At 34.0% G+C, this 25,499-nt stretch carries 25 protein-coding genes; 12 read left to right on the plus strand and 13 right to left on the minus strand.

Going from position 1 to position 25,499, the window contains the following annotated elements; translation table 11 throughout:
• The first annotated feature begins 274 nt into the window (after window positions 1-274).
• The 5 genes from ABI657_RS14125 (at window position 275) to ABI657_RS14145 (ending at window position 4,369) form a co-directional block, all read left to right on the plus strand.
• Window positions 275-628 (plus strand): hypothetical protein, encoded by a 354-nt coding sequence (locus tag ABI657_RS14125; RefSeq protein WP_348097913.1) that lies wholly within the window; start codon window positions 275-277, stop codon window positions 626-628.
• A gap of 117 nt (window positions 629-745) precedes the next feature.
• On the plus strand, window positions 746-1,294 hold the full coding sequence (locus tag ABI657_RS14130; protein ID WP_348097914.1) for a hypothetical protein: 549 nt from the start codon (window positions 746-748) through the stop codon (window positions 1,292-1,294).
• Between the two features lie 576 nt (window positions 1,295-1,870).
• Window positions 1,871-2,479: a Crp/Fnr family transcriptional regulator gene (locus tag ABI657_RS14135; protein WP_348097915.1), complete on the plus strand. Its 609-nt coding sequence runs from the start codon at window positions 1,871-1,873 to the stop codon at window positions 2,477-2,479.
• Window positions 2,480-2,565: 86 nt separating this feature from the next.
• Entirely contained in the window at window positions 2,566-3,612 is a 1,047-nt protein-coding gene (locus ABI657_RS14140; protein WP_348097916.1) for a zinc-binding dehydrogenase, read from the plus strand.
• Window positions 3,613-3,706: 94 nt separating this feature from the next.
• A complete protein-coding gene (locus ABI657_RS14145; protein WP_348097917.1) occupies window positions 3,707-4,369 on the plus strand; it encodes a hypothetical protein in 663 nt (220 codons plus the stop codon).
• Window positions 4,370-4,705: 336 nt separating this feature from the next.
• On the opposite strand, the gene ABI657_RS14150 is transcribed toward ABI657_RS14145, so the two are convergent.
• Together ABI657_RS14150 and ABI657_RS14155 are read right to left on the minus strand one after the other, a co-directional pair.
• Window positions 4,706-5,356 carry a YceI family protein gene (locus tag ABI657_RS14150; protein WP_348097918.1) on the minus strand — a complete coding sequence of 217 codons (651 nt, stop codon included), beginning with the start codon at window positions 5,354-5,356 and terminating at the stop codon, window positions 4,706-4,708.
• Window positions 5,357-5,406: 50 nt separating this feature from the next.
• Window positions 5,407-6,558, minus strand: coding sequence for a two-component regulator propeller domain-containing protein (locus ABI657_RS14155; RefSeq protein WP_348097919.1), 1,152 nt, complete (start codon window positions 6,556-6,558; stop codon window positions 5,407-5,409).
• A gap of 103 nt (window positions 6,559-6,661) precedes the next feature.
• Between ABI657_RS14155 and ABI657_RS14160 the strand changes: the two genes are divergently transcribed.
• The gene (locus ABI657_RS14160) at window positions 6,662-7,567 is read left to right on the plus strand and encodes a winged helix-turn-helix domain-containing protein (protein ID WP_348097920.1); all 906 of its coding nucleotides are present in this window, start codon (window positions 6,662-6,664) and stop codon (window positions 7,565-7,567) included.
• A gap of 394 nt (window positions 7,568-7,961) precedes the next feature.
• Here the strand turns inward: ABI657_RS14160 and ABI657_RS14165 are convergent, their stop codons facing one another.
• Window positions 7,962-9,038 (minus strand): ionic transporter y4hA, encoded by a 1,077-nt coding sequence (locus ABI657_RS14165; RefSeq protein ID WP_348097921.1) that lies wholly within the window; start codon window positions 9,036-9,038, stop codon window positions 7,962-7,964.
• A 282-nt stretch (window positions 9,039-9,320) separates the two neighbouring features.
• Here ABI657_RS14165 and ABI657_RS14170 point away from each other — a divergent pair, with 282 nt between their 5' ends.
• A complete protein-coding gene (locus tag ABI657_RS14170) occupies window positions 9,321-9,485 on the plus strand; it encodes a PepSY-like domain-containing protein (protein WP_348097937.1) in 165 nt (54 codons plus the stop codon).
• 156 nt (window positions 9,486-9,641) lie between these two features.
• A complete protein-coding gene (locus ABI657_RS14175) occupies window positions 9,642-10,043 on the plus strand; it encodes a DoxX family protein (protein ID WP_348097922.1) in 402 nt (133 codons plus the stop codon).
• 159 nt (window positions 10,044-10,202) lie between these two features.
• Here the strand turns inward: ABI657_RS14175 and ABI657_RS14180 are convergent, their stop codons facing one another.
• From ABI657_RS14180 to ABI657_RS14195, 4 genes are all read right to left on the minus strand, one after another.
• Window positions 10,203-10,649, minus strand: coding sequence for a GNAT family N-acetyltransferase (locus ABI657_RS14180; RefSeq protein ID WP_348097923.1), 447 nt, complete (start codon window positions 10,647-10,649; stop codon window positions 10,203-10,205).
• Window positions 10,650-10,671: 22 nt separating this feature from the next.
• Window positions 10,672-11,424 carry a hypothetical protein gene (locus ABI657_RS14185; RefSeq protein ID WP_348097924.1) on the minus strand — a complete coding sequence of 251 codons (753 nt, stop codon included), beginning with the start codon at window positions 11,422-11,424 and terminating at the stop codon, window positions 10,672-10,674.
• Window positions 11,425-11,470: 46 nt separating this feature from the next.
• Window positions 11,471-11,779 carry a hypothetical protein gene (locus ABI657_RS14190; RefSeq protein WP_348097925.1) on the minus strand — a complete coding sequence of 103 codons (309 nt, stop codon included), beginning with the start codon at window positions 11,777-11,779 and terminating at the stop codon, window positions 11,471-11,473.
• A 356-nt stretch (window positions 11,780-12,135) separates the two neighbouring features.
• Window positions 12,136-13,125, minus strand: coding sequence for a pectinesterase family protein (locus ABI657_RS14195; protein ID WP_348097926.1), 990 nt, complete (start codon window positions 13,123-13,125; stop codon window positions 12,136-12,138).
• Between the two features lie 335 nt (window positions 13,126-13,460).
• Between ABI657_RS14195 and ABI657_RS14200 the strand changes: the two genes are divergently transcribed.
• Window positions 13,461-15,155 carry a glycoside hydrolase family 28 protein gene (locus ABI657_RS14200; protein WP_348097927.1) on the plus strand — a complete coding sequence of 565 codons (1,695 nt, stop codon included), beginning with the start codon at window positions 13,461-13,463 and terminating at the stop codon, window positions 15,153-15,155.
• Between the two features lie 84 nt (window positions 15,156-15,239).
• Window positions 15,240-16,442 carry a pectate lyase gene (gene pelA / locus ABI657_RS14205; protein ID WP_348097928.1) on the plus strand — a complete coding sequence of 401 codons (1,203 nt, stop codon included), beginning with the start codon at window positions 15,240-15,242 and terminating at the stop codon, window positions 16,440-16,442.
• Between the two features lie 60 nt (window positions 16,443-16,502).
• On the opposite strand, the gene uxuA is transcribed toward pelA, so the two are convergent.
• The 6 genes from uxuA to ABI657_RS14235 all read right to left on the minus strand — a co-directional run bounded on the left by uxuA (window position 16,503) and on the right by ABI657_RS14235 (window position 22,196).
• A complete protein-coding gene (gene uxuA / locus ABI657_RS14210) occupies window positions 16,503-17,687 on the minus strand; it encodes a mannonate dehydratase (protein WP_348097929.1) in 1,185 nt (394 codons plus the stop codon).
• Between the two features lie 154 nt (window positions 17,688-17,841).
• Window positions 17,842-18,672 carry an amidohydrolase family protein gene (locus tag ABI657_RS14215; RefSeq protein ID WP_348097930.1) on the minus strand — a complete coding sequence of 277 codons (831 nt, stop codon included), beginning with the start codon at window positions 18,670-18,672 and terminating at the stop codon, window positions 17,842-17,844.
• 6 nt (window positions 18,673-18,678) lie between these two features.
• Entirely contained in the window at window positions 18,679-19,476 is a 798-nt protein-coding gene (locus ABI657_RS14220) for an SDR family oxidoreductase (protein WP_348097931.1), read from the minus strand.
• Window positions 19,477-19,499: 23 nt separating this feature from the next.
• Complete coding sequence (locus tag ABI657_RS14225; RefSeq protein WP_348097932.1) at window positions 19,500-20,513, minus strand: zinc-binding alcohol dehydrogenase family protein; 1,014 nt, start codon at window positions 20,511-20,513, stop codon at window positions 19,500-19,502.
• A gap of 47 nt (window positions 20,514-20,560) precedes the next feature.
• Window positions 20,561-21,415, minus strand: coding sequence for a fumarylacetoacetate hydrolase family protein (locus ABI657_RS14230; protein ID WP_348097933.1), 855 nt, complete (start codon window positions 21,413-21,415; stop codon window positions 20,561-20,563).
• A 16-nt stretch (window positions 21,416-21,431) separates the two neighbouring features.
• Window positions 21,432-22,196, minus strand: a complete 765-nt coding sequence (locus ABI657_RS14235) for an SDR family oxidoreductase (RefSeq protein WP_348097934.1) — start codon at window positions 22,194-22,196, stop codon at window positions 21,432-21,434.
• Window positions 22,197-22,651: 455 nt separating this feature from the next.
• On the opposite strand from ABI657_RS14235, the gene fucP reads away from it, so the two are divergent.
• Together fucP and ABI657_RS14245 are read left to right on the plus strand one after the other, a co-directional pair.
• Window positions 22,652-23,956, plus strand: coding sequence for an L-fucose:H+ symporter permease (gene fucP, locus ABI657_RS14240; RefSeq protein ID WP_348097935.1), 1,305 nt, complete (start codon window positions 22,652-22,654; stop codon window positions 23,954-23,956).
• Window positions 23,957-24,010: 54 nt separating this feature from the next.
• Complete coding sequence (locus ABI657_RS14245; protein WP_348097936.1) at window positions 24,011-25,117, plus strand: pectinesterase family protein; 1,107 nt, start codon at window positions 24,011-24,013, stop codon at window positions 25,115-25,117.
• The last annotated feature ends 382 nt before the right edge of the window (window positions 25,118-25,499 follow it).

The raw sequence follows: 25,499 nt of genomic DNA on the forward strand, positions 1-25,499 counted from the left end.
CCATAATTGGGGATTAATACTCAATCAGTTCTTAACTATATTTGAAAAAAGGGTTTAACTTTAATTAAAAAGTCAAACCCCGTTATTTTTAAACTTACACACTTTTTAGGACAGTGTCAGCGAATGGGTTAAAATTCAATCTAAAGGAAAGGATTGTGATGACACGGTATACAATAAAGACAATGCTTGTTATGTCCCTTTAAAGGATCCCTGCATCAAAAAAGTCTTAGACGTTGTACTAAATGCAGATGCTAGTAAAAATGTTTTTACCAAAATGTTTAAAGATAATTTTGGAACGGATTTAAATTGTGTCATTAATTTTATAGAATATTCAAACGCTAATAAATCCGATGTAGATGCCTTCGCCGCACAATCAGGATCGGATAGTTTTGATATAAGATTTAATATGGCAGCATTAGATTATTCATCCGACGAGTATGTTACCGCAACAATTTATCACGAAATTATACATAATTTTTTGTCTATGCTCTACCCTGACGCTACTGCAGCAGAACAACATGAGGAGATGGAAAGAGACTGGCGAGAAGTGATGGCGGATCAGTTAAAATTAGATTTCCCTGGCTTAAGTGCTGCTGACGCAGCCGGCTTGGCATGGGGGGGGGACTAGGTGATACACCTGCTTACCAAAAATTACTTTCGGACGACAAGAAAAATAATACAGGGATTACGGGAGCTATTGCGGCTGTCAATGCAAATTTTAAAAATTTAAATAATACTAAAACATATGGTACAAATTGCAAGTAGAAAAACAGTTTTAAAACAATTAGTCATTTTGTTTTTGATAATGCTTTCCTCTAGAGGACTTGCACAAGAACTTACTGAACCTGCCTTTGTTTATAAAGATGAAAAAAATCCCAAACTTTCCACCATCAATAATTTTATAAATAATAGTGTTTATACTGCTTACGATGATGATTGTTTTAAAGGATCTGGAACTGTGCGATTTCAGGTTCTAAAAAACGGAACAATAGCTAGTTTCGAAATTGAAGGTAACTTACCAGAAGTCTTACAAAGTTATATTAAACGTAAAATTTACGAAACTGAAAAAAAGTGGATATTTAGTGATAAAAAGAAAGAAATATCTAAATGGTTCGTGTTTTTATATTATCTAGATTATAGCATATCGAAAGACTGTCCCAAATATGATGAAAAAGATGATAGAATAAATGATGTATATGGTACTGTATATAAGCTTTTCCTAAAGACAGAGAAAATGATCGAGACACCTACTAGTTATTTATTTACACCTATTTACATGAAAGCATACAGGTAGTTTCAGCATATTAGAAATTAAAAAATAAGGTACATCAAAATAATCTGTTCGAAAGAGAGTTGTGGCTGGTTTTTCAAATAGTTATTCAACATCTGGCAGAGATCCTATGAAGAGAAAAAATATTAAGAAAATCTCTGTATTCAGAATTTAAATTCACTAATTTTTCTCTGTTTATCTACGAAATTTTTTTCAAATCTTGTAGAAAATGGTTCGTAAACAGGTTCGTATGGACCACCATTTTTAAAAAACCTCCAAAGTCATATGATTTTGGAGGTTTTTTGGCTAGAAAAAAAAACTTGTTTTTCATATAGCTCTATGAAGTCCCATTTATTCTGAAACAAATGATTCAAAGTTCTTAAGGTTTCACAACAGAACTTCAACCTAAATCAATTATACACTCCTAATTACCAATGACTTTACAATAAATTAAAAATCTGTTGAATGCATTATAAAGAATTGTTTCTATATTAGTAAAAATAAAGTTCAACGGTTGTCGGATCTATATATGAGTTAGCGGTAATATTGCGAGACACTCAAAATAAAGCGAAAGGCTGAAAAAATACAAACATAAACAAGATGCATACTATATCAGAAGGACAACTCAGCACTTTTCGCCGGCAGCTTGAAAAGTATGTAGTTTTTACAGATGTTGAATGGGAAATATTTCAGCAGCATCTTGACTATACTACTTTCAAAAAGAAACAACATTTTTTAGAAGCTGGAAATATTTGTAATTATATTGGATTTATTTTAGTTGGTTCGGTTCGCTATTATTATATTAAAGATGGCATTGAATTGACGGGATATTTCAACTACGAAAACGAATATATAAGTTCTTATAAAAGTTTTTTAACGGGTTGTGTGGCTTTAAATAATATACAGGCATTAGAACCTTCAGAAATTATTCTGATTAGTAGAAAGAATATGGACTTAATGCTTTCCAACCCGTCAATATCATTCAAAATTGAGCGTTTTAACAGACAATTGGCAGAATATTTAGTAGTTTGTTATGAAGACAGAACCAATTCTTTTATAACACAAACACCCGAAGAACGCTATTTGGGATTGATGAAAACAGGCAAAGAAATTCTGCAAAAAGTGCCTCAACACTATATAGCCAACTATTTAGGAATTACACCAGTTTCTCTTTCAAGGATTAGAAAAAGGATTTCAGAAAAAAAATAGTCCAATTTTTTTCTTATCTTATGTAAACGATTTAGGCAATGATACCTGTCTAAATTTGCTTCATATTTAATTAAAACATTAAAAATATGAGCAATTATAATTCCCATCAGAAAAAATTCACAGCCATCGAAATTATTTTGCCAAGTGTGGTAGAACCAAATGGTTTGTTGAAAAAAGACCGAATTTTAGACAATCCCAATAGTGATGAAATAATACTGAAAATGGAAGCTACGGGCATTTCTTTTGCTGAAAAATCAATGCGTAAAGACCAATATCCTGGAATGCCAAAGTTCCCATTTGTGCCAGGTTATGACTTGGTGGGCAGTGTTGTAGCAGTTGGCGATAATGCAGATATAGCGTTAATGGGGAAGCGATTTGCCGTTTTAACTTTAACTGGTGGTTGGGCAACATACACAACAGTAAAAGTTGAAGATTTATTACCTATACCCGATGGCGTTAACGTTATTGATGCCGAAGCTTTAATTGTAAATGGTATAACGGCTTGGCAAATGCTCCACAGAAATGCTAAAATTAAAAAAGGGGATACCGTTTTGGTGCATGGTGCCAATGGCGGTGTTGGTACTATCCTTGCACAATTAGCACATATTGCAGGTGCTACAGTAATTGGCGCGTCTTCACCAAAACATCATGAAAAATTGCGTAATGGAGGTGTTGTTCCTGTGGATTATAATGACCCCAATTTAGCACAAACAATTCGTGCTATTGCTCCTAATGGTGTTGATGCAGTGTTTGATAATATTGGTGGAAAAAGCATTAATGTATCTTTTGGGATACTAAAAAAAGGCGGAACGCTGGTAAGTTATGCTTTGATGTCAAAAACCAATAGTAACATAGTAAGAATGACACAATTTATTTATATGCTTTGTAAAGTAATGCTTCTAAATATTTTGCCCAATGGAAAAAACACCGCTTTTTACTATGTTTGGACAGGAAAAGGCACTGAAAAATTTAGAATAAAATTAAAAGAAGATTTTGCCTCCTTAATGGATTTAGTGTTGCAAAATAAACTCAAACCAAAAATCGCATCTACTTTTCCATTGACAGAAATTACAAAGGCAATGGAATTTGCAGAATCCAGAAATGTGTTTGGGAAAGTGGTTTTGGTACCCTAAAAAAACAAAGAAAAAACTGCACTTGACATAGCGCACCAAAAGCAAAATATCAAGATTAATTTTTATATCATTAATAATTTAAAAAATATCAATTATGTTTATAGGTCATTTCGGATTATCATTTGCTGCCAAAAAAGCAGCTCCAAAAGTTTCATTAGCAACACTATTCATTGCTACTCAATTTGTAGATATACTTTGGCCATTTTTGGTCATGTTGAATATCGAAAAAGTAAAAATTACACCAGGTTATACAAAAATGAACGTCTTCGAGTTTATTCATTACCCCTATACGCATAGCCTTCTTATGGGCGTTGTTTGGGGTATTCTTACAGCTCTTCTTTATTTCTTCTTTAAAAAAGATACTCGTGGAGCTATCGTTATCGGTTTATGTGTATTGAGCCATTGGTTTTTAGATTTAGCAGTACACACTACCGACTTGCCCATTACACCTTTTGGAGACAGCAAAGTAGGGTTGGGATTATGGAATCACGTCGCCGCTACAATGATAATTGAGACGGTTATTTTCTTAATTGGTTTGTTCATTTATACAGCTGTTACAAAATCTAAAAACAAAAAAGGCTCGTGGGGTTTGTGGTCGTTGGTTGCAGTGCTTATACTAATTTCTCTGTCCAATACATTTGGTCCAGCACCTAAACAGGTTGATAACACGTTGTTTATTTCGTTTAGTATTCTTATGGCAGTAATTGTATTGTTTGCAGGATGGGTAGATAGGAATAGAGAAATAAAATTGAAATAATTAAGGTAAACACTCCCGCGAACAAGGGTTTGGTAAAATGAGGCAGAAGTGCTAAATTGAGTATTTGTACTTCTATTTGGCATTTGTACTTCTAATTCCCCCACTTTGCAAAGCTCCAAACCTTAAGCGGTCATTAAAAAGACCATTATAAAAGATAAATAAAAACAAATGTAACCGTAAACCAATCCAAAAAACTATTCTATTTAATTGCAAGTTTCTTTAAATCCTGCAAAAAATGGTTCGTAAACAGGTTCGCAAGGACCACCAAAAAACTCCTTAAGAAATTAAGGAGTTTTTTTTATAATTAGGTTTTGGAGATTTTCGGCTCAATCATATTTATTTTTTTGCTACAATCTTAATGTAGAATTCAATCGAATCCGAAATAGTCTGATCGGCTAAAAGATCATAGAATTTGCCTGATTTATAACGTATATCCCATTGTGTCCGATCAATAACCAGTCTGCCATTCAGTTTGACAATTCCGTCGTTGACTTTTATTCTGGCTGGAAAAGTTATTTGGTTTGTGATACCTTTGATGGTCAGGTTGCCTGCAACTTTCCAGTTCTCAGCATTTATTGATACAGCTTTGGTAAGTACGATTGTAGAAAAGGGAACATTTTTAACATCAAAAAAATCAGGATCTTTTAAGTGATTAATAAGTCCATTATCTCTTTCATGGTTTTCATCTTCAATTGTATTCATGTCGACTTCAGCTGTACCTCCCATAAGGTGGTCTTTTTCAATTATCAGTTCTCCTTTTGATATATAGACATATCCTACGTGATTGTTTGAGCCCATGAGATTACCACCTTTCCAGGTCACAACACTTTCCTTAGTCTTTATACCATATTTTTCATTTCCAGCATCCAAGGATAAAGAGTTTGCCGATGCATGGTTTTTATTTTCTTCTTTTACAGGTCCAGGGCAACCTAAGATGAAAGGAGCAATAATTAAAATTAAATAAGGGATTAATGTCTTGTTGTTCATGTTAAAGAAATTATATTGATTAATAAATAATTTAAAATAAGCTATATGCATCATAGCTTAGCGGATGCACTTTTAAAGTTTCCGACATTCTTTCCGTCATAGCAGTACACTCCATCAGAAGAGCCAAACCAAATATTTCCTTTATTGTCTTCTAAAATCCCGAAAATCATTGGTTTATTTATTATTTCAGTTGCAGTGGGATTTTTATCAGACAATGATTTTTTATCATAACAGGAAAGCGCCCATACTGATGCATTACCTCCATTACCAGAAAACACCTTATTTGGATCATTACAACTTTCTGAACTAGTCCAAATATTACCCTTTTTGTCTTCAAAGACATAACCAACAAACTTCTGAGTAAAACTGGTAAATGTTTTGCCGTCATACCGCCAAAGACCATCAGCACCACCAAGCCAGATATTACCTTTTTTATCTTGGATTATCGAACGAACATTTGCAAAAGGTTTACCATTATTGATTATAGTGGTAAATGTATTTCCGTCATAAACAGTGGCATAGCCTCTTGTACCAAACCAAAATTTACCTGTTTTGTCTTCAATGACAGCATTAACATCATTATGCATCCAATGAACTTTCGGAAGCGGATGTTGATAAAATGAAACATGGAGCGAATCAGCTACAGTATGGACAGCAGCAGAATCAGCACCAACATATACAGAATCTGTCTCAGTTACGGAATCTGCTTCGTTCATTTTTAAATTTCGAAAGGATCTCCCATCGTAACGGCTAACACCGCTTTCGGTGCCGAACCAAATAGCACCGGTTTTATCTTCATAAATGCTTCCAACCCGATCATTAGCAAGTCCATCCTTAGTTGTGAAATTTTGAAAGGATTTACCATCGTAATAGTAAACACCTGAGCCAATACTAGCGAACCAAAAATTTCCTTTTTTATCTTCTAAAACAGAAAAAAAGCGGGCCGAACTCGTTTTGTTGGTGATATTGGTAAAAGATTTTCCATCATATTTAAAAATACCCTCCCACGAAGCAATCCAAATATTGCCTTTTCTATCTTGCCTGATCGTACGAACGATGCCATCGGGTCCTTGGGAAGTGGAAACATATTTGGTTTCAACAGTATGATGAGCAACATTTTTTTGTTGCGCCTGTAAGGTAAAATTAACGAACCCTGCCAGCACGATGATAAGGCTGTACGAAACATTTCTTTTATTTTTCATATCTTAATTTTATTGATTCGACGAAATTACTTTGATATTTTTCGGGTTAAGGGATTTGGATTGTAAATAAAAATGTAAACTTTGTAAATAAAAACTTGACACTATGCATCTTAGTCACAATCTTCTTTCAGGAAAAGGGAAATATCTATTCGGGTTAATATTACTCACGTTTATCTCTGTTATCTGTGCCGCTTTCAGTATCACTGATAGTGACGACTTTGTTTTCGCAAGAAGGGAAGTTTTACTCCGCAAAATTGGACATGAGCTGCTTTTACAGTCGGGTGACAGTACATCAAGGGTGCTACCCGTAAAAAAGATTACCGAAAATGAATACCAGATCAGGTTTGAGAATGACCTTACTTTTGAACCCGCCTCGTTAGTAGATATAACCCGTCGTATATTGGCCAAAGATCCGCTGACAAACGATTATGTTGTTAACGTTCTGAACTGTGACAACTCCAGTGTAGCCTATGGATACGCTATATCTAAAAACAAAAAAGATGATATTGTGGCCTGCATAGGAAGAGAGCAGGCCAAAGCCTGCTACAGGCTCAGTATTAAATTCAATTCAGCAGCCATAAATACTCCAAATAATGGATATCTACTGGGAAGTTTGTCATTTTTAACATTTGTCGGTTTTATTTTTTTGAGATCTGTTAAACCCCGAAAAGCTTTGTCTGACGTTGAATATACTAATCTGTATACTTTAGGCTCGGTAATGTTCGATTCGAAGAATAGGAAACTTACCATAAATGGAAAAACGATAGACCTAACCGGAACAGAAACCCGTGTGTTGCTCATTTTTGCATTGTCCCCAAACGAAATTATAGAGAGAAGCCGACTGCAAAAAGAGATATGGGAAGATGAAGGTGTTATTGTTGGCCGTAGTTTGGATATGTTTATATCCAAGCTTAGAAAAAAACTGGAGTCTGATCCGAACATCAACATTGTTGTTATACGCAGTAAAGGATACAAGCTGGAAATTAGCCATCAGGAAAGTGCCCAATAAAATTTACTTTCGAAGCTTTTTACACGCACTGAAAAATTTAAATCAGAAACCCGTTAAAAAGCTCCTTAGAATCGAACACTGTTATTTATACAGTACTGTAAAAATACTAATTGATTAACGCAAAAAAATAATATTATCTTAGTGCGTTGTAGGAAACAGCTCAGAATTGATTAAAAAACTGAATAGTATATAAAAGTAATCCTTAATTATAACAAACTATATAAGTTTACCAGCAATTAGGATTTTAAAAAATGTTTGAAAGAAAAGCACATGGATTTGCTTCAAATCCGGAATTTAACTTTTACGTTACTTATTAAACACTTCTGGCTAATTATTTTTCAAGTTGATTTTAGACTGTTAGTGGCTTCTACACTTTAATTTTGTGTACTTTTCATCAAGGATAGATCATCAAAAATATAAAAGCAAACAGATTAACCAGAAGCACTACACCATAAACAATATTCGATTTCCCTTTGCTTAAAGACAACATTACTGTAAATACAGATAATGCCAATAGAACAATAGATTTTATGTCAAGCCCCAAAATAATAGGCATATCCATCATAATACAAACTGCCGCAACACTTGGGATCGTTAATCCAATACTGGCCAAAGCAGAACCTAAAGCTAAATTGATACTAGTTTGGAGTCTGTTTTTTCGTGCAGCTATTATAGCAGCAATTGCTTCAGGAAGTAAAATTATGGCTGCAATTACTACTCCTACCAGCGTTTTTGGCAGATCATAACTCACGATAATACTTTCTATGGTAGGAGAAAGCGTTTTTGCCAATAACACAACAATTCCTAAACTTATAATAAGAAAAACCAGGCTTGTATAGAAAGTTTTATTGTTGATTGCTAAAGGCTCAGCCACTAATTCATTTTCATCATCTCCCACTGTCAGGAAATATTGCCTGTAGCCTTTAGTTTGCGCAAATAAAAAAGATCCATAAATAACAAGGCAGGCTGCTGAAGCAAAAACAAGTTGTGGCAATGAGTAATATGACCCATGAACACTTTCTGTAAAAGTAGGAAACACTAAAGTAAATACAATAATTGAAACCAATGATACTAAAGCTATAGTTACAGAAGATGTTGAAAAATTTTGTTCATAATGTTTTAGCCCGCCAATTAAAAGACATAATCCAATAATTCCGTTAAGAATGAGCATTGTCGCAGCATATACTGTATCTCTTGCTAATGAAGATGCTTCAGAACCTTCTGAAATCATTAATGATATAATAATAGATACTTCAATAACAGTTATGGATATGGCGAGAATAATGGTTCCGTAAGGTTCTCCCACTCTTTCTGCTATAATTTCAGAATGATGCACTGCAGACATAACGCTAAGAATCAGCAATAAGGATGCAACAATTTGAAAAAAACTGCTGCCGTCTACAACTCTGCTAAAGAAAAGCCCCCAGGCTAATATTGGAATAATAATGGTCCATTGAAGTAATTTTTTCATTTTTATATTTTTTTGCCAATCTTATATGAGATCAGTTTTACTTTCCCTAATATAAAACTTTATTTTATTATAAGAAGTGAATACAGCTCATTAAGATTAAATTCTCCTGTTTCTAAATTTTGAAAATCATGACTAAAACAAATAAATATATCTTTCAATATCCCAGTTAAAAACTAAAAGGTTCCTTAAATTGATTTGATTGTATTTCTAGTTCTCTTAAATTAGATATAGGATAATTTTAAAAAAAGCAATTATGAAAACGAAAATCACTTTTGCCTCACTATTACTGTAGCTGTCAAAAATTACGTTCACAAATATTATCCAGATAAAAAAATCACACATATTGATTATGGACATAAAGATCTGGATGTAGATCTAACTAATAAAATTGATTTGGAATTTACAAAAGAAGGAAAATTTCTAAAAGGCGACAAAGATCAGAAATAATAGTATGGCAATTATCAGAGTATATCAAAAACTTCATTAGCAATAATGGAGTTTTTTTTGTGATTTATTGAACCTTATACTTTCTTTATTTTAATTCATACTATATAGCAACTAATTCTATATATTTGATTCTGTTATTAATTTAATCGACAACAAATGAGAAAAAACAACGATTTAGGATTATTGATTTTACGTGTCACAATTGGTGTATTAATGCTTTTACATGGAATTCCAAAATTGAGTGCAGGTCTGGACTTTATTAAATCAATGCTTGTAGAAAAAGGACTTCCTGGCTTTATTGCGTATGGTGTTCTAATCGGAGAAATTCTGGCACCTCTTGTTATTTTAATTGGTTTCAGAACCAGAATAGCCGCTGCTGTTTATGCTTTCAATTGTTTAGTTGCTATTTTATTGGTTCATAGTTCTGAACTATTTTCTATGGGTGAACATGGAGGCTGGGCCTTAGAATTGATAGGTTTATATTTCTTTGGTTCTTTGGCTTTATTCTTTACCGGTGGTGGTAATATAGCCATTTCAAAAAACAATAAGTGGGATTAAGAATTCTGTCAAAATAATTAAACAGCTATATATAAATAACTGTCTCTTTCAAACCCATCAACCTCCTAAATCTAAATGACTTTGGAGGTTTTTTTATTGTTTAGTCTAAATTTACTCATGAATTAATATAATTACACTAATTCCGCCCTTTGTTTTTCTTTATCCATTCTGCAAATTTTGCCATTGTATTTTTGACATTTCAAACTTCAATTCTTTTGTACCATGCCAGCCATTTTGCGTCCATCCTGCTTTTCTGTAAAATTTTTCGGCTCGAGTATTGGGTGAAGTTCCCAGCCATACATTTTCTTTTCCGTTTAAAAAATACCAGTCCAGCATTATTTTATGAAGTTTTGTTCCGATTCCCTTGCCTTCGAAATCAGGATGAAGAAACAGTGCCCATATATTGTCTTCTTTTAAATCAGCAATAGCAAAGCCAACAATTTTATCCTTTATTTCACAAACCCATCCTTTACCCCGTTGTGTTAAAAATTCTTCACAATCCTGATCAGTTACCAAATCAGGATTTGATAAAATATTTTCTTTGACTGAATTTCTAATTACCTGAATTTGCTTTATATCTTCAATTTTAGCTTCTCGAAATATCATTTTTAGGTTTCTTTATTATGATTTAACTTTCTGTTTCAAGTTCGTCGAAATCTTTAATTCCTGATAATCGAATGAGTTGATCAACTTTTATTTTTTCTTTTTTTTCTTCAAATACTTCATCACCGCTTTCTGCATTTTCGTTTGTATTGGTTTTTGTCACTTTCGTTTTCGTTAAAAAATTAATACTGGTTTCACTATTGATAATTGGTCCGGAATTTTCACTTGAATCATAGCCAATTAATTCAAAATCATTATTTTTTCCTCTAAAGGTGTATGTCCAATATCCGTATCGTCCGTGACCGTAGTGTACATAGAGTTTTCCTTTTTCAATGCTAACATCTAATTCAGGAGCAAAGTAAACACCGCCGTCTTCATTTTCAGAGGAGAAGCAATCGTAATTCTTTACTTTCTGAATATAATTGCCGTTTTTCTTAAAAAGCACAATAATTCCTCTTCGGTTCCGGTCAAGTTTTCCGCGGTATTCGTCTGTTATTACATTTTCTTTTTTGGTTCCTTTGATAATTACTACACAATCTTCTACTCCATCTTTATTCAGGTCTCCTTTTATTTCCTGAAAAATCTTGTAGCCAGTCGGAATAAAATCATTTATTGGTTTTCCGGTTTGGGGTTTTGGTGCTACTATTTCTGAAGCATTTTCTTCTTTAACTGAATTTTTTTCTTTTTCAGTTGAAGTTTGATTTTTATTGGAATAATTACAGCTCTGAAACAGAAACAAAAAAGCTGTTGTAACTAAAAGAGAATATTTTTTATTCATGGATTTAATGTTCTTAATATATGGTATACATTTTAGTATCGTAATTTTACAAGACCTCAAAAGAAGAATCTACATAACTCAAAACTTCAACTTTATGTGTGTTATCTAATCCACTTTTATCTCTTTGCTCCTGAAAAGACTTAAAAGACGGAATGTTGAGTATTTGTTTTTGTGTTTCTTCATTTTTGTAAGTTGAAAAATGAAGAAAAGTAATTCCGTCTTCCTGCAAATAAACATTATAACGAAATTCAGATGGATTCAATTTTTTGAAGTCGCTTAGAAATCTGCTAATATTCTCTTTGTTTTCTTCTACAAATTCGGGTTTTACTGTATAGGTGGCTTTTACCGTTATCATATTTTTTATTTTAATATTCAATTTTTGTATGTATTTACATTAAGCTGTAATTCATAAACTTAATTATATGATTTAATTAGAAAGCTATAATTACCACTAATATATATTATTTTAATTGTAAATCAGCAAACAGTTTTACCCGAAAACATGTTGTGAAAACTGTTTGCATGAGGGATGGAAATGGCATCCTTTTGTTTCCTTCTTTAGGAAACAAAAGATATAATGAACAGCCCGACCCTTGTGGTCATGCCCTATCTTAAGGAAAGTTATAGTAAAAGTGTTAAGATTTGTTGACTTTTATTTAATATTATTTTCATTCAGGACTTAACATGATGTCAGGAAACCATTAAACTTACTTATTCTGGAATCCAACCCTTTAACACTTTATTTAAATCATATTTTTTAAGATCTGATTTTTTTAATTGATGTGACCAATTCACTCTTTTAGAGAGATCTTTTGCTCCTTCGCCTTTACTGCCATATTCTGCATAAAAGACCGTTTTTTGTTTATCTGGAAAATTTTTATCGCCTTTCCATGCATTCCATCCTTCAGGGACTATGTGAGAACCTAATTGTGTATTGATAAACACGGTTTTTGCATATGGCCTCCAGGGACGCCCTAAATAAACGTCATTTACTGTACTATCTTTCGCAGTAAGTTTGCAATCAACAAATACAAATCCGTATTCATCTAACTGAGTAGTCGAAGCAGCGGTGACATAAGAATTGCTTAGGCTTTCCATTGTACAATTGTAAAAATAAACTGTAGCCGCTCCAAAAATAAAATCAGTTGTTCCATTAATATAACAATTTTCAAAATAATTTCTGGTTCCGCCTTTTGCCAAATACAAGGTATCCTGATTTCCTAAAACTGAGCAGTTTTTTACCACTATTCTGTCACCTTCTGTATGAAGAGCAACTGCCTGGCCTATTTTGCCGGCAGTGTTTTCTATAGTCATATTTTCTATTGAACAGTCATTTCCCTGAACCATTAAAGTATAAGAAGTATAAGTACTGAATTTAGTATCTCCTGTTACATCTATACCTCTAAACGGCTTCCCGGAATAATCGTTATAAGAAATGACGGTTTCCTCTTTAACCAGACCTTTTAAAGTAATATTTCTTTTAAAAGCTGGAATTACAACTTTTTCATTATAAATACCAGCCTTGATAGTTATAACAACCCGTTTTTCGGCATGATCCCTGACTTTATTAATGGCTTCCTGAATGGTTTTAAAATCTCCGGAACTGTCTTTAGCAACAGTCAATTCGTATCTATTATCTGTTGTTTGAGCAGACAATACAATACAGCTAAAAATAAAAAATAAAATTGGGAGACACTTCATTGGATTTAAAATTTATCAAATTTATTTACTATCTGCACCTGATATTGCAATTTCGATAGCTAAATACTTATATTAATTACTTATTACAAAATTATATAAAAATAATAAAAAGGTACTGTAACTCTACCCTTAAGCCTGCCTTATTTATTATTACATAATTATGGTTACATGAAATTACCTGATTTTTAAATTATTTGATTGCTTTTAGCAAATATATTTAATAAGTTTGTGTAATCGATTACATTATTGTGTTTTCGTCTTTTTTGTGAGACATTTTTTTAAATGTCAATGACTATCTTGGTATTCAAAAATTAAACTTTACTAATTCAATAAGAATGAAAACTAAACCACTTCACTTTTTACGTATATTATTGGCAGTTGTCGCTGTAAGCATTTCACTAAATCTAACAGCTCAAAAATCAAAATCCAATGAAGCTTACCCCAACATTGAGTTTAAAATGGCTAAAGTAAATGAGCCGAAAATTCCAAAAAACAGCGTAAATATCAAAGACTTTGGCGCTGTAAATGGAGGTTATGTTTTGAATAGCAAAGCCTTTGCAGATGCAATTGACGCTGTGTCAAAAAAAGGTGGTGGAAAAGTGATTATCCCTCCTGGAATCTGGCTTACTGGTCCAATCATTCTAAAAAACAATATCGAATTACATGCTGAAAGAGGAGCATTGATCAAATTTTCTACAGATAAAAGTTTATATCCAATCATTGAGACCAATTTTGAAGGCTTAAACACCTGGCGTTGTATTTCTCCTATTTATGGCAAGAATCTTGAAAATATTGCTTTTACAGGAACTGGTGTTTGGGATGGTTCAGGCGAAGCATGGAGACAGGTTAAAAAAAGCAAAGTAACAGAAAGTCAATGGAAAACATTTGTTGCTTCAGGCGGTGTTTTAAATGATAAAAAAGACAGCTGGTATCCATCAGAAGTATTTATGAATGCTTCAAAAGGTGGTACAATAGACCAAAATGTGCGTTTGGATTTAAAAACTAAAGAACAATTTGAAGCTATTCATGATTTTCTTCGTCCGGTTTTGGTTAGCATCCAGAATAGTAAAAGAGTCCTTTTTGACGGACCTGTATTTCAAAACTCACCAGCCTGGAACATTCACCCTTTTATGGTAGAGGATTTAATTGTGAGAAATGTAACGGTTCGTAATCCGTGGTATTCGCAAAACGGAGATGGTCTTGACGTAGAATGCTGCAAAAATGTTTTAATCGAGAATTCAAGTTTTGATGTTGGTGATGATGCCATTTGTATTAAATCCGGAAAAGACAAAGATGGCCGTGACCGAGGTGTTCCCAGCGAAAATATAATCATAAGAAACAATATCGTTTATCACGGACACGGAGGTGTAACGGTAGGCAGTGAAATGTCAGGAGGTGTAAAAAACCTTCATGTTTCTAATTGTACTTTTATGGGAACTGATGTTGGTTTACGTTTCAAAAGTGCGCGCGGACGCGGTGGTGTGGTAGAAAACATCTTTATATCAGACATTTTTATGACGGATATTCCATCACAGGCCATTTCATTCAACCTTTATTATGGAGGAAAATCTATTGCAGAAACTCTGGAAGAAGGAGGCGATAAAGTCGTTAACAAAATGATGCCTGTTGATGAGAAAACACCGCAATTCAAAAATATTTCCATAAAAAACATCACGATTTCAGGAGCACAACAAGCTGTTTTCCTTCAGGGATTGCCTGAAATGAATCTGGAAAACATTGAAATTTTAAATTTAACAGCGAAAGCAGAAAAGGGTTTTACTATTATTGATGCAAACGGAATTAAAATTCACAATGCCAAACTGGATATCGTATCGCCAAATGTAATAGATATTTACAACGGAAAGAATATGTCGTTTAAAAACATTGAATTCAACTCGACATCATCTAAGGCTGTTACTATTAATGGAGAAGCTACAGAAAATGTTGAATTTGTTGCTTCACCAAATTCAGATCTTGCTAAAAAAACTACTATTGGGGAAACTGTTCCTAAATCGGCAGTAAAGCTTTAGCTGATTAAACCATTAGGCTTTAGCTATATCTAAGCTGTAATGTTATAACATAAAATGCACATTAAAGCACATCAAAATAAAACTATGAAAACAATCCAACTGTCCAAAAATAAAAGCTTGCTATTCGCTGCTATTTTGACCTCTTTTTCATTTCTATATTCTGGTGCGCAATCAGATAAGAATGACAAAACAGCAATCAGCACAAAACCATTTGGCGATAGTGTTAATCATTGGTACAATATTACAGATAAAAACAATATTGTAAATCCAATACCCAATCAGCCCAAATATGAAGAAACCGACTACACTAAAATAGCAGACAATATTATCTATTTTCAGCGTGATAACGGAGGATGGCCAAAAAATTATGACATGCGCGCTATTTTGACACCTGAGCAAATCAAAGATGTCATAAATACAAAAGCTATTTTACATACTACCTTTGACAATGCTACCACCTTCACACATATCTATTATCTGGCACAGGTATATACACAGACTAAAATTGAAAAATACAAAACAGCATGCGTGAAAGGAATCGGTTTTATTTTGGAAGCACAATATGCCAATGGAGGATGGCCGCAATATTTTCCTTTAGAAAAAGGATACAGCCGTCATATTACTTTCAACGATGGAACTTATATGGGAATTATGAATTTGTTGGAAAAAATAGTTGAGAGCGATACTAATTTTACTTTTGTAGATGCTGAAACAATAAGCAAAGTGAGTAAAGCCTATGAAAAAGCAATTGACTGTATCTTAAAAACACAAATTTCAGACCATGGAAAATTGTATGCCTGGTGTCAGCAACATGATGAAGTCACTTTATTACCTGCGTGGGCCAGAAAGTTCGAACCGCCTAGTGTCAGTAATGCAGAAAGTGTTGATATTGTTTTATTTTTAATGAAAATCGAAAATCCAAATGAGCAGGTTATCAGAGCTGTACAAGGTGCTGTTAAATGGTTTTCAGATTCTAAAATACTAAATACCCGAGTAGAAACTTTTCAGGCTCCTGAATTTGATTCAAAATTTAAAAAAGTTACAGATGACCGTCGCGTTGTTGTAGACTCTACAGCACGTCCAATCTGGACCCGATATTATGAATTGGGAACATGGAGACCTTTATTTTGCGACCGAGACAGTGTCTACTTATACTCATTGGCTGAGGTAAGCCGCGAAAGAAGAAGCGGTTATGCCTGGTACACCTACAATCCTGAAAAAGCATTGAAAAAATATCCGGAATGGCAGAAAAAATGGACGCCAGAAACTGATATTTTAAAACAATAAAAAGCATAAAAAAAACCGTTGAGAAAATATTTCAACGGTTTTTTTATTTCTAAGTATGTCTTAAAACAAACTCTTTTCAATTCCCATTTCAAGTCCGCGTAATTCTGCAAGTCCGCGCAAACGTCCAATTGCCGAATAACCCGGATTCGTTTTTTTATTAAGGTCATCCAGCATCTGATGACCGTGATCGGGACGCATCGCAATGACAACATTATTTTCTTTCTCTGTCTGAATAATCGCTTTTACCACTCCATACATATCCACATTTCCCTCCAGATGATTGGCTTCGTAAAAACTGCCATCCGGTTCTCTTTGCGTACTTCTTAAATGAATAAAATTCATCTTTTTGCCGTATCGTTCTACCATTCCAACCAAATCATTATCTGCCCGAACCCCGTAAGATCCCGTACACATCGTAAAACCATTGGAAGGAGAATCAATTACAGAAAGCAATTCGGCTAAGTCAGATTCTGTGCTTACCACTCTTGGCAAGCCCAAAATCGAATAAGGAGGATCGTCAGGATGAATCGCCATTTTTACACCACAAATTTCTGCTACAGGAATAATCTCTTTTAGAAAATGAAATAAATTGGCTTTTAATCGTACTGCATCAATTCCTCTGTAACCTTCCAAAACCTTTAAAAAATCCTGAACACTATAAGCTTCTTCTGCTCCGGGCAAACCCGCCAGAATATTTTGCTGTAATTTTACTTTTGCATCAGCACTTAAATTAGCAAAACAATCCGTTGCCGCTTTAATTCTTTCTTCAGAATATTCGTTTTCAGCATTTGGTCTTTTCAAAATATACAAATCAAAAGCGGTGAATTCATTAATATCAAATCGCAAAGCTTTCGAACCATCTGCTACTTCATACGCCAGATCGGTACGTGTCCAGTCCAAAACCGGCATAAAATTATAACAAACCGTTTTAATGCCGCAGGCTGCCAGGTTTTTAATACTCTGCTTATAGTTTTCTATATATTGAATATAATTCCCGGTTTGTTTCTTGATATCTTCATGAACCGGGATACTTTCTACGACCGACCAATTCAAACCTGTCAGTTCGCCATCCGATTCATTTTTATATAAAATTGTTTTTTTTCTTTTTTCAATTTCGCTGATTTCCCAAATTTCACCATTCGGAATATGATGTAAAGCCGTAACAATTCCAGTTGCACCAGCCTGGGCAATATCCGGTAATTTTACCAAATCATTAGGGCCGAACCATCTCCATGTTTGTTCCATTATATTATTTTTTAAATTTTATTTACACAATTTTCAAAAACCTTGGGGCGTGCCCCTCCGGGTCGTGCTGTTCGTTCCCGCTTTTTTTCGACAGGCAGAAAAGCCTCTCAAAAAAAGAGCTCCACTGCCATCACTCACGCAAATCTAAGAAATTCTAAAGTTGATAGAAAGATTTTACATTTTCAGACCAGATTTTACTTTGATCTTCAACAGAAAACCTAGAAATATAATCTTCTAAAGTTGTAACGACCGTATTATAATCTGCAGCCACATTACAAACCGGCCAGTCCGATCCGAACATCACTTTATCAACTGAGAAATTTTCAAAAACCACATCCAGATACGGCTTTAAATCATCTGCTTTCCATGAATTCCAATCGGCTTCGGTAAACATTCCCGAGATTTTGCAACATACATTTTCAAATTTTGAAATTTCCCCGATTCCTTTTTTCCACGATGCAATTTCTCCCGATTTAATATCCGGTTTTGCAATATGGTCAATCACGAAAGCCTGATCCGGGAAAGATTTTACCAAATCAATTGCAGCTGGCAACTGACGATGAAAAATCAGGATATCATAGGTGAAATTAAATTCTTTTAAAGCTGCGATTCCGTTACGGAATGCTGTTCCAAACATAAAATCATCCGGTTCTCCCTGTACCACATGCCTGAAACCTTTTAGTTTTTCAAATTTAGAAAAGTGATTCAATCGTTCTGAAATATTTTCAGCTCTCAAATCAACCCAGCCTACAACTCCTTTTATAAAATCATTTTTCGAAGCCAGATCCAATAGAAAATTAGTTTCTTCTTCAGATTGGCTTGCCTGAACTGCTAAACAACCCGAAAATTGATTTTGGGAAAGCAATGGCAATAAATCTTCGGGTAAAAAATCCTTTTGAATTTTTAGCATTGAATCATCAATCCAACTGTCTCTAATCGGATCAAATTTCCAAAAATGCTGATGGGAGTCAATTCGGTTATTCATACAAAACTAATTTACATCACTGATTAAAGCACGATCCAGGTGTACGTAACCTCCATCCACAAAAACAAATTGTCCTGTAGTGTGCGAGGAACGTTCTGAAATAATAAATAAAGTTGTATCTGCAATTTCTTCTGTTTTGGTCATTCTGGACTCAAACGGAATACTTTTATTGATTTTTTTCAAAACTGCTTCGCCATCCGGCACTGTTTTAATCCAGTCTTCGTATGCGGGAGTATAACTTTCTGCAATGATAATCGCATTACAACGTATACCAAACTGAATCAAATCTACCGCCCATTCTCTGGTCAGTCCCAAAACGCCGCCTTTTGCAGCAGCATAACCTGAAGTTCCGCCTTGCCCAGTCAAAGCTACTTTTGAACCTATATTTAAAATATTTCCTTTTGATTCTTTTAAATAAGGAAGAGCATATTTAACCAATAAAAAATAGCTAACCACATTCAGCTTCAAAGAATCCATAAACTCCTCATAAGTTGAATCTAATCCTGCACCGTCATTGACACCCACATTATTGATGACAGCATCAATTCTGCCATATTTGGCAACAATTTGTTTCACTGCACTTTCCATTTGTTCCGGATTTGTAACATCTGTCTGAACAAATAAAGCATCAATGCCTTTTTTTTGAAGTTCTTCTGCATATCCAAAACCTCTGCTATTTCTGTCAACAAGTGCCGGAATAGCACCTTCATCTGCCAGTCTTTTGATGATGGTTTCTCCAATACTTCCTTCTTTCCCGGCAGAACCGGAAACTACTATTACTTTGCCTTTTAATCCTAAATCCATAATGTTGTATATAGTTATTTAGCTTAATTTATTTCGATCAACGCTTTGATAACGTTGTTTTTGGGATCAATCCAATTTCCGAATTGATTGATCATTTCTGAAAAATCAGCTCGGTGTGTAATGTATTTCTTCGGATCAATTTTTCCTGCTTTCAGACATTCCATTACATATTCAAAATCTTCAACAGTCGCATTTCTGCTGCTCATCAAAGTCGATTCCCTTTTATGGAATTCGGGATGACTGAAACTCAATTCTCCTTTTTGAAGCCCAACCAAGACGAATCTTCCGCCATGCGAAATATAATTAAAAGCACTGTTCATGACTTTTTGGTTTCCGGTAGCATCAATCACTACGTTCGCCATATCGCCATTGGTCAGTTCTTTTAATCTTTCGGCTACATCTTCGTTTAACGGATTTATGGTCTCATCCGCATTGAGTTCGTTTTTACAAAAACCTAATCGGTAATCGTTGATATCCATTACTATGACTTTGGCTCCGGCTATTTTAGCAAACTGAATCAATCCAATTCCGATTGGCCCTGCTCCCATTACCAAAACTGTATCCGTAGCTTTAACTCCAGCTCTTCTTACACCATGTGCAGCAATTGCCAAAGGTTCAACTAAAGCCAACTCATCATAATCCAATCCCTGACCGTGCAGTAAATACTGCTCTGGGATCGTAACATATTCTGCCATTCCTCCATCAATATGAACACCAAAAACTTTGATGCTGGCACAACAATTTGTCTGTCCGTTTCTGCAGGCAACACAAGTGCCGCAATTGAAATAAGGGATAAAAGTTACTTTATCACCCGGTTCAAAACCTTTTGCATTTCCTTTGATATATTCAGCAGCCAATTCATGCCCCAAAATTCTTGGGTATTCAAAATAAGGCTGGGTTCCTCCAAAAGCATGAATATCGGTTCCGCAGACACCGATTCTTTTAATCTTCAAAAGTACTTCGCCTTCTTTTGGCTCCGGCATTGGCTTCTCTTTCAACAGAAACTCCTGCGGCTTTTCACAAACAATATATTTCATTTTAATTGAATCTGTTTATAGAATTTTCTCTTCAAAAATTCCAATAATTATTTACTGTAAGCTTTTGCTACTTGTTTGCTTGAACCTAAACCATCCATTCCTAATTCAATAACATCTCCCGGTTTAATGTAAATTGAATCCGGCTTGATACCCAAACCAACTCCCGGAGGCGTTCCTGTACTGATAATGTCGCCAGGAAGCAAGGTCATAAACTGACTTAGATAATGCAACAAAAACGGAATTTTGAAAACCAAATTGGAAGTATTACTGTTCTGGAATTTCTTTCCGTTAACAGTCAGCCACATCGGAATATTATTTACATCGGCAATTTCATCCTGCGTAGCCAAAAATGGTCCAAGAGGCGCGAAAGTATCACAGCCTTTTCCTTTTGCCCATTGTCCACCCATTTCAATTTGGAAAGCCCTTTCGCTGTAATCATTTAGTAAAGCATAACCTGCAACGTAATCCAAAGCTTCTGCTTCTTCAATATAACTTGCTTTTTTACCTACCACAAATGCCAATTCGACTTCCCAGTCGGTTTTTTCACTGTTTTTTGGAATAATCAAATCATCATTTGGTCCGCATAAAGAAGTAGTTGATTTGAAAAAGATAATGGGTTCCGTTGGAATCGGAGCACCTGTTTCTTTACAATGATCCACATAATTCAATCCAATACATATTATTTTTGAAGGCCTTGCAACCGGAGAACCTAAACGTACATCTGCACTCACTTCTGGTAAAACAGGATTGCTTTCTAATGCTTTTTTTAATTTTTCCAATCCATTATCTTCGAAAAAAGCTTCATTAAAATCGGTTACTATTGAAGAAACATCATGTCTTTTTTCTCCAATTAAAACTCCGGGCTTTTCTTTTCCGATTGCTCCAAAACGTATTAACTTCATTTCTTAATATTTTTAATTAGTTATTCAACTTGATAAACCCTCCGTCGATAGGATAATCGCTTCCTGTAATAAATCCTGCTTCTTCGCTACATAGGTATAAAGCCAGAGTTGCAATTTCAATAGGTTTTCCCATGCGTCCTATTGGTTGTGAATGAGATAATTTTTCGAACATTTCTTCTTCTTTTCCTGCAAAGTTTTTAGAAATAAAACCATCCACAAAAGGTGTATGGACTCTTGCAGGCGAAATCGAATTACAGCGGATATTTTCTTTGATATAATCTTTTGCAACTGATAAAGTCATTGCTATAACAGCTCCTTTAGCAGTCGAATAAGAGAACCTGTCCTCAATTCCAACCCATGCTGCAATTGATGCCATATTTAAAATTACACCGCCATTGGATAATCTTAGTTTTGGAATCGCAGCAAATAAGCAGTTGTAAACCCCTTTAACATTCACATCCATCACGAGGTCAAAATCGGTTTCCGATGTTGTATCTACTTTACCAACATGGGCAATTCCTGCATTATTAACGAGGATATTAATATTTCCTATTTTTTCAAATGTTTGCATTACTTCTTTCTGACTCGCAACATTACAGGCATAAGAAAATACTTTTCCTCCTGCACTTTCTATTTCACTAACAGCATCCTGAGCGCTTTCGACAGACAAATCAACGATATGAACTTCTGCTCCATGTTTGGCGAACAAAGTAGCGATTGCTCTTCCTATTCCGCTGCCGCCACCGGTTATTACTGCTTTTTTATTTTGTAATGAAAACATATTATCTAATTTTTTATTATCGATTCATTTCTATGAATTGTGAATTTATTTATATTTTACAAGCTCGCTAGATCAAATTAATCAATATCCTATTTGAAATCATAAATGTAAAAGATACACAATTACAAATGTAAATTTTAAAATATTATTATTAAAAAGAACAAACAAAAATAACTACACTTTAATGAATTATAACATTTTTGAATTGATTTGTAGAAAACAGGCCGTATCGATTAGATTGTTAAAAATATAATTTGGGTTTGAATTATGCTAATTCAATCTTATTTCTATATTTGTAATTTTTACATTTATTTTTTTAATTAAAAATCGTCTAATTTACACATATCATTAGATCATTGCTTTTAGAAAGTTATTTTCCATCCTTCGGTATTAAATTCTTTGAAAATACATACGATTTTGTAAACAAATATCCTTTAATAATCATATCAAAAAAAATGCAAGTAACGAACCAAAACAGCGACCATCAACAAGTACCAACAGAGAGAGAAAGAGGAAATAAATATCTTTTGCCTTTTATTTTAATTACCAGCTTATTTTTTCTTTGGGGAATGGCACACGGACTAGACGGTATTTTGATTCCACACTTAAAAAAAGCTTGTCAGCTCAATAACAGCCAATCTACCTTAATAGACACGGCTATCTTTTTTGCCTATTTTATAATGGCTATACCAGCTGGTATAATTATAAAAAAAATAGGATATAAAAACAGTATTATTACCGGTTTATTAGTTTTTGCTATTGGGGCATTCCTTTTTGTACCCGCTGCAAACACAAGGACTTATGAATTGTTCTTATTTGCATTATTCGTTATTGGTTGTGGATTGACTATTCTTGAAACAAGCGCTAATCCATATGCAGCAATATTGGGTCCATCTGAATCATCTTCTACTAGACTGAATTTAGCAGCTTCATTTAATGGTTTAGCTGTAACTATAGCGCCACTTTTGGGGGGCATATTCATACTTTCGGGTGTTAATCACACACCAGACCAACTATCTGCTATGTCTGATACTGCAAGAGCAGCTTATTTATTAGAAGAAGCTTCATCTGTAAAACTGCCCTATATCATTTTAGGATGCATATTGATTTTAGTAGCTATTGTGTTTTATTTTATGCACTTACCATCGATGAAATCCAAACCAACGGAAACAGAAATCAAACCAGGTTTTTTTTCTGTTTTGAAATTTTCGCATTTGAGCTGGGCTGTTGTAGCACAATTTTTTTATGTGGGTGCGCAGGTTTGCATTACCAGTTTTTTTATCAGAATAGCTCAAAAAGAAGCTGGATTAGATGAAAAAACAGCAGCTTATTATTTAACTGCCTATGGTTTTTTATTCATGGTTGGCAGATTTAGCGGAACATTCTTTTTAAAATTTGTAAAAGATTATGTTTTACTTTCTATCTATTGTATCATTAGTATTCTACTTTCCTTAATCGCCATTTACGGAACTGGAATTTATGTTATTTATGCTCTTGGAGGAATCGGGTTTTTCATGTCAATCATGTTTCCAACCATTTTCTCTTTAGGATTAGTCGGTTTAAAATCAAATACAGAAACGGGGTCATCCTGGCTGGTAATGTCTATTGTTGGTGGAGCAATACTTCCTTATGCAATGGGAACTTTAATCGATATAAAACATGATGATATTCAGGCTGGATATATTATTCCTTTAGTTTGCTTTCTCATTATTCTTTATTTCGGAGTATTTGGGCATAAAGTAAAAAACATCATTTCTTAGTTAAACATCAATTATTCTTATAAATTTCCAAGGCCTAATAAACTTAAATACTACATGAAAAAATCTTTACTCTCTTTTTATTTCTTGCTGTTTTTTTTAAGTTCTTCTTTGTTTGCTCAAAAAAACAAATCTAAATATGACATTGTCGTTGCAACTGATGGAAGCGGAAACTTCACAAAGATTCAGGATGCTTTTGATGCTGTTCCTGACAATGGTTTAAAACGTACCATTATTTTTGTGAAACCAGGCGTTTATAAAGAAAAACTAAAATTAACTGCTGCCAAAAAAAATGTATCTTTAATTGGTGAATCTTATAAAAATACGATTCTAACCTATAATGATTATGCTGAAATCGCTGGTGGTACCAGTAAATCATTCAGCACCTTAATTGAAGCCAATGATTTTTTTGCAGAAAACATTACTTTTGAAAATACTATTAATAGTGAATTACCTCAGTATAAAAAAGGAGGACAGGCTGTAGCTTTGATGGTAAATGGGGACAGAGTTATTTTTCATAATTGTAAAATGAGTGGGTTTCAGGATACTTTTTACCTTAAAGCCAACAAAAGAACTTATATAAAGGATTGCATTATCGACGGAACAACAGATTTTATTTTTGGAGCTGGAATTGCTTTGTTTGAGAATTGTTTTATTCAATGCAGAAAAGACTCCTACATTACTGCAGGAAATCAAGAAGCGGGAAAAAACAAATACGGTTTCGTATTCCAAGATTGTGTTATAATGAAATATCCTAATACAGCTGTTTCAAAAGTTTCTTTGGGCAGACCTTGGGGAGCGGGGGCAAATACCATTTTTATCAATTCTTATGAAGAATCACACATAATTCCTGACGGTTGGTCCATATGGTCAAAAGATCCTGAAAACAAATCGTATGATAATTGGAAGACCACTTTTTACGCAGAATATAATTGTTATGGTCCTGGATCTAAATCAGACAATCGCATATCATGGTCACACCAGCTAAATAAGACCGAAGCTGCTGAATACACCAAGGAAAAAATATTTGCAGCCAACACAACAACTGCAAATAATCTCGAACGAGACTGGAATCCAGTAATTGAAAAAGATAATTGTGATTCTATATTACCTTCTAAAAAAGCTAAAAATTCTGAATCAAATTTTGAGAAAGGATTCAAATAACAATATATCCATTTTCCAAACAACTATTCCTCACCTCAAAAGTGGGGATTTTTGTTTTAAAACAAATTATTTATTCTTAATAGTTTATTTGCATTACTGTTCGCTGTCTGATAATCATTTGTATTAAACATAAATTTGTATCTGATTAGACGTTTCTTACCACAATATATTAGTATAAAATATTTGAAATTAATTAGTTAATTTATAGTGCATTATTTATCACTTGCGTTTCCCTCATGGCCGGACTGTTATCTGTATCTTTTCTTTGGGGAATATTTTTCGCATTGAAAGATATTTTAGGTCCTCACAAAAGGATACCTCTTTCATGGATCAATCCCAAAACCTGGGGAGGAAAAGTCAAAATAAAGTTAGAAATTTGCCA

Source organism: Flavobacterium sp., assembly GCF_039930565.1.
GTDB lineage: Bacteria > Bacteroidota > Bacteroidia > Flavobacteriales > Flavobacteriaceae > Flavobacterium.

Coding starts and splice junctions, on each gene's coding strand:
- ABI657_RS14125 (WP_348097913.1), top strand. CDS start 275: ATGTTTAAAGATAATTTTGGAACGGATTTAAATTGTGTCATTAATTTT.
- ABI657_RS14130 (WP_348097914.1), top strand. CDS start 746: ATGGTACAAATTGCAAGTAGAAAAACAGTTTTAAAACAATTAGTCATT.
- ABI657_RS14135 (WP_348097915.1), top strand. CDS start 1,871: ATGCATACTATATCAGAAGGACAACTCAGCACTTTTCGCCGGCAGCTT.
- ABI657_RS14140 (WP_348097916.1), top strand. CDS start 2,566: ATGAGCAATTATAATTCCCATCAGAAAAAATTCACAGCCATCGAAATT.
- ABI657_RS14145 (WP_348097917.1), top strand. CDS start 3,707: ATGTTTATAGGTCATTTCGGATTATCATTTGCTGCCAAAAAAGCAGCT.
- ABI657_RS14150 (WP_348097918.1), bottom strand. CDS start 5,356: ATGAACAACAAGACATTAATCCCTTATTTAATTTTAATTATTGCTCCT.
- ABI657_RS14155 (WP_348097919.1), bottom strand. CDS start 6,558: ATGAAAAATAAAAGAAATGTTTCGTACAGCCTTATCATCGTGCTGGCA.
- ABI657_RS14160 (WP_348097920.1), top strand. CDS start 6,662: ATGCATCTTAGTCACAATCTTCTTTCAGGAAAAGGGAAATATCTATTC.
- ABI657_RS14165 (WP_348097921.1), bottom strand. CDS start 9,038: ATGAAAAAATTACTTCAATGGACCATTATTATTCCAATATTAGCCTGG.
- ABI657_RS14175 (WP_348097922.1), top strand. CDS start 9,642: ATGAGAAAAAACAACGATTTAGGATTATTGATTTTACGTGTCACAATT.
- ABI657_RS14180 (WP_348097923.1), bottom strand. CDS start 10,649: ATGATATTTCGAGAAGCTAAAATTGAAGATATAAAGCAAATTCAGGTA.
- ABI657_RS14185 (WP_348097924.1), bottom strand. CDS start 11,424: ATGAATAAAAAATATTCTCTTTTAGTTACAACAGCTTTTTTGTTTCTG.
- ABI657_RS14190 (WP_348097925.1), bottom strand. CDS start 11,779: ATGATAACGGTAAAAGCCACCTATACAGTAAAACCCGAATTTGTAGAA.
- ABI657_RS14195 (WP_348097926.1), bottom strand. CDS start 13,125: ATGAAGTGTCTCCCAATTTTATTTTTTATTTTTAGCTGTATTGTATTG.
- ABI657_RS14200 (WP_348097927.1), top strand. CDS start 13,461: ATGAAAACTAAACCACTTCACTTTTTACGTATATTATTGGCAGTTGTC.
- pelA (WP_348097928.1), top strand. CDS start 15,240: ATGAAAACAATCCAACTGTCCAAAAATAAAAGCTTGCTATTCGCTGCT.
- uxuA (WP_348097929.1), bottom strand. CDS start 17,687: ATGGAACAAACATGGAGATGGTTCGGCCCTAATGATTTGGTAAAATTA.
- ABI657_RS14215 (WP_348097930.1), bottom strand. CDS start 18,672: ATGAATAACCGAATTGACTCCCATCAGCATTTTTGGAAATTTGATCCG.
- ABI657_RS14220 (WP_348097931.1), bottom strand. CDS start 19,476: ATGGATTTAGGATTAAAAGGCAAAGTAATAGTAGTTTCCGGTTCTGCC.
- ABI657_RS14225 (WP_348097932.1), bottom strand. CDS start 20,513: ATGAAATATATTGTTTGTGAAAAGCCGCAGGAGTTTCTGTTGAAAGAG.
- ABI657_RS14230 (WP_348097933.1), bottom strand. CDS start 21,415: ATGAAGTTAATACGTTTTGGAGCAATCGGAAAAGAAAAGCCCGGAGTT.
- ABI657_RS14235 (WP_348097934.1), bottom strand. CDS start 22,196: ATGTTTTCATTACAAAATAAAAAAGCAGTAATAACCGGTGGCGGCAGC.
- fucP (WP_348097935.1), top strand. CDS start 22,652: ATGCAAGTAACGAACCAAAACAGCGACCATCAACAAGTACCAACAGAG.
- ABI657_RS14245 (WP_348097936.1), top strand. CDS start 24,011: ATGAAAAAATCTTTACTCTCTTTTTATTTCTTGCTGTTTTTTTTAAGT.